This window comes from Caballeronia sordidicola (assembly GCF_000729995.1).
GTDB classification, from domain to species: domain Bacteria; phylum Pseudomonadota; class Gammaproteobacteria; order Burkholderiales; family Burkholderiaceae; genus Caballeronia; species Caballeronia sordidicola_A.
In genome coordinates this window covers 1-913 of record NZ_JNFG01000092.1, presented here as the reverse complement: position 1 = coordinate 913, position 913 = coordinate 1, and the positions used below count along the sequence as shown (strand labels likewise).

At 55.2% G+C, this 913-nt stretch carries 2 protein-coding genes and 1 pseudogene; 2 read left to right on the top strand and 1 reads right to left on the bottom strand.

From position 1 onward, the window contains the following. Window positions 1–174 (top strand): annotated as a pseudogene (locus tag FH08_RS53670) (IS30 family transposase); the annotation flags it as partial. 57 nt (window positions 175–231) lie between these two features. On the opposite strand, the gene FH08_RS0133825 reads toward FH08_RS53670, so the two are convergent. Further along, on the bottom strand, window positions 232–420 hold the full coding sequence (locus tag FH08_RS0133825) for a hypothetical protein (RefSeq protein ID WP_031362604.1): 189 nt from the start codon (window positions 418–420) through the stop codon (window positions 232–234). A 275-nt stretch (window positions 421–695) separates the two neighbouring features. Here FH08_RS0133825 and sdhD point away from each other — a divergent pair. Continuing rightward, window positions 696–913, top strand: a 218-nt coding sequence (gene sdhD / locus FH08_RS0133820; protein WP_031362603.1) for a succinate dehydrogenase, hydrophobic membrane anchor protein, incomplete at its 3' end; no start/stop codon positions are given.

The following is a 913-nucleotide window of genomic DNA, read 5'->3' as shown; positions in this document are numbered from 1 at the left end:
ACGAACGGCCTGCTACGTCAGTACTTCCCTAAAGGCACACGCCTGGATGGTTATTCACAAGCCGAGTTGAACAAGGTCGCCGCACTTCCGAATGGAAGACCACGTAAAACCCTCGACTTTATGACGCCCGCCGATAAACTTGCAGAAGTTATAGGTGTTGCGACCACCAGTTGAATCCGCCGGGCACTGTTGCCATCAGGCGCTCAATTTCTCCAAGGTGTAGGATTGCGTTCAAAGTGCCGCCTGAGTACAACCAGCCTTGGGGGCGGCGACGATTGCTTTCGTTTCTGATCCCGTTGCTTTGATGGTGCCCGCGAAAGCGCCGGTCCAAACCTTTTCATCCGACGACACGATGCTTACGCCTTGAGCGCAATGCATGCTTTCACCGAGGTTGCCCGGTCGGGAATTCGGCAGGCTCATGCTCGCCGCGTAAGCAACATTTTTATCAGGAAACGTGAGAGGCGAGGGCCGGTTGAAATCCGCGCTTGAGCGTGTTTCGTTGCAGCCGGGCTCTGGAAGTTGCACCTGTTCGTTTGCGCTGCTTTAGGCTTTTAGTTGTTTGCTAGCCAGCGGCCAGGAAGGTTCTCTTGAGCCATAACATTACACCAAGCTTTGACTTTGACGGTCGTGTTCGTCGTGTCGCCGCTCCGCGTGATCGTCTTTGCCCGCCAACTCTTCTTTAGGGTGTCAAAAAAATGACCGCTAAGAATCGAATCGGTCCCAAGCGCCTCGTCGTTGGCGCGCACTACGGTTTGCGCGACTGGCTGGCGCAACGCGTTACCGCCATTGTGATGGCTCTCTACACGCTGGTGCTGCTGTTCTGGTTCTTCGGCGCGCGTGATTTTTCGTATGACGGCTGGGCCTCCATTTTCGCCATGCAATGGATGAAGCTCGCCACCTTTGTCGCCTTGCT